This is a genomic window from Streptomyces sp. NPDC059900 (assembly GCF_050270335.1).
GTDB lineage: Bacteria > Actinomycetota > Actinomycetes > Streptomycetales > Streptomycetaceae > Streptomyces.
The window spans coordinates 1-2,282 of record NZ_JBNNJZ010000898.1 but is presented as its reverse complement, the minus strand read 5'-3'; the positions used below and the strand labels follow the sequence as shown (position 1 = coordinate 2,282).

At 67.0% G+C, this 2,282-nt stretch carries 2 protein-coding genes and 1 pseudogene; 2 read left to right on the top strand and 1 reads right to left on the bottom strand.

All coding sequences use genetic code 11. The features are described 5' to 3' along the window. The coding region (locus tag ACQKIP_RS45455; RefSeq protein WP_427745678.1) for a right-handed parallel beta-helix repeat-containing protein at positions 1-933 on the top strand (933 nt) is incomplete at its 5' end. Between the two features lie 113 nt (positions 934-1,046). Beyond that, positions 1,047-2,063 carry a LacI family DNA-binding transcriptional regulator gene (locus ACQKIP_RS45450; protein WP_365854023.1) on the top strand — a complete coding sequence of 339 codons (1,017 nt, stop codon included), beginning with the start codon at positions 1,047-1,049 and terminating at the stop codon, positions 2,061-2,063. Here ACQKIP_RS45450 and ACQKIP_RS45445 read toward each other — a convergent pair. Beyond that, positions 2,060-2,282: pseudogene (locus tag ACQKIP_RS45445) on the bottom strand (NADPH:quinone oxidoreductase family protein); the annotation flags it as partial. The gene ACQKIP_RS45450 and the pseudogene ACQKIP_RS45445 sit on opposite strands and share 4 nt — an antisense overlap.

Genomic DNA, 2,282 nt, shown 5'->3' with positions numbered 1-2,282 from the left:
TCCCAGGACAACACGGACATCGGGTTCCGGGCGGAGGCGAGCGCGAAGGGATCGTCCTTCACGGGCTTCGCCTACTTCGGCAACTACACCTCGCGCATCGACGGCCCCGGCAAGGTCTTCGACTTCCAGAACGTCTCCGACATCACCATCGACGACATCTGGAACGAACACATGGTGTGCCTCTACTGGGGCGCCAACACGGACCGCATGACCATCAAGAACTCGCGGATCCGCGACATGTTCGCCGACGGCATCAACATGACCAACGGCAGCACGGACAACCTGGTCGCCAACAACGAGGCACGGGCCACCGGCGACGACAGTTTCGCCCTCTTCTCGGCGATCGACGCCGGGGGCGCGGACATGAAGAACAACGTCTACGAGAACCTGACCACGATCCTGACCTGGCGCGCGGCGGGCGTGGCCGTCTACGGCGGCTACAACAACACCTTCCGCAACATCCGTATCGCCGACACCCTGGTCTACTCCGGCATCACCATCTCCTCGCTGGACTTCGGCTACCCGATGAACGGCTTCGGGACCGATCCGACCACCTTCGAGAACATCACGATCGAACGGGCCGGCGGCACCTTCTGGAAGGGACAGGACTTCCCCGCCATCTGGGCGTTCTCCGCGTCCAAGGTCTTCCAGGGGATCCGGGTGAACAACGTCGACATCATCGACCCGACGTACCACGGGGTGATGTTCCAGACGAAGTACACCGGCAACACTCCCGAGTTCCCGGTGAAGGACACCGTCTTCACGGACGTGTCCATCTCCGGGGCGCCGATCGGCATCTACGTCAACGAGATGCCGGAGGCGGGCCAGGGCCCCGCCGTGGGTGAAGCGACCTTCGTGCGGCCCAAGTTCAGCAACAACGGACAGAACACCAAGAACGACACGTCCACGTTCAAGCTCACCATGCAGCCCTGACCCACTGGAGGATCACGTCGTACGTTCACGGCCGTCCGGATTCCGGGCGGCCGTGAACATTGATCGCCGCATCAACGTAACTGGCTTGCATCTCTTGCGCTATTCTTGCGTTCATGACGCGACGACTTGCCCAAGTTGCGAAGAAGGTGGGGGTCAGCGAGGCAACGGTCAGCCGGGTCCTCAACGACAAGCCCGGTGTCTCCGACGCGACACGACAGTCCGTGCTCACGGCACTGGACGTCCTTGGATACGAGCGCCCCACCCAGCTGCGCGGAGAGCGCGCCCGGCTCGTCGGTCTGGTCCTTCCGGAGTTGCAGAACCCGATCTTCCCTGCCTTCGCCGAGGTCATCGGGGGCGCGCTCGCCCAGCAGGGACTCACGCCGGTGCTGTGCACGCAGACCAGGGGCGGAGTCTCCGAGGCCGACTATGTGGACCTCCTGCTCCAGCAGCACGTCTCCGGCGTCATCTTCGCCGGAGGTCTCTTCGCCGAGGCCGACGCACCGCACGACCACTACCGCCTGCTTGCGGACCGGAACATCCCGGTCGTCCTGATCAACGCGTCGATCGAAGGCCTCGACTTTCCCTGCGTCGCCTGCGACGACGCCGTCGCCGTCGAACAGGCGTGGCGCCACCTCGCGTCGCTGGGGCACGAGCGCATCGGCCTGGTGCTCGGCCCCGCCGACCACATTCCCTCGCGCCGCAAGCTGGAAGCCGCCCGCGCGGCGGCGCGGGCGGCGGGCACGGAGCTGGCCGAGGAGCACGTCGAGCGGTCGATCTTCTCGCTGGAGGGCGGCCAGGCCGCAGCCGGACGCCTCCTGGAGCGGGGAGTGACGGGCATCGTGTGCGGCAGCGACCCGCTGGCCCTCGGGGCGATCAGGGCGGCCCGCCGCCGGGGGCTCTCCGTCCCCTCCGACGTCTCCGTGGTCGGCTTCGACGACTCGGCTTTCATGACCTGCACGGAACCGCCGCTGTCGACGGTGCGCCAGCCCATCGAGGCGATGGGCCGCGCGGCGGTCGATCTGCTGTGCGCGCAGATCAGGGGGACCCAGCCGCACCCCGGCGAACTGCTCTTCGAGCCCGAACTCGTCGTCCGCGGCTCGACGGCGCAGCTGTCGGCCGTGCGTTCCTAACGCCAGGGGTCCAGGGCGAGCTTGCCCTGTGTCCGGCCCGCTTCGAGTTGCCGCAGCACCCTCGCTCCCTCGGCCAGGGGGTGCACCCGGGGAGTGCCGGGCGCGTACACGCCGTGGGCGATCAGAGTCTCGATCTCGACGAGCAACTCCCGGTAGAGGGACGGGGCCGCGACCGCCAGCGCACCGATGTGCAGACCTTTGACCTGCACCGGGTGAGTG

Coding starts and splice junctions, on each gene's coding strand:
- ACQKIP_RS45450 (WP_365854023.1), top strand. CDS start 1,047: ATGACGCGACGACTTGCCCAAGTTGCGAAGAAGGTGGGGGTCAGCGAG.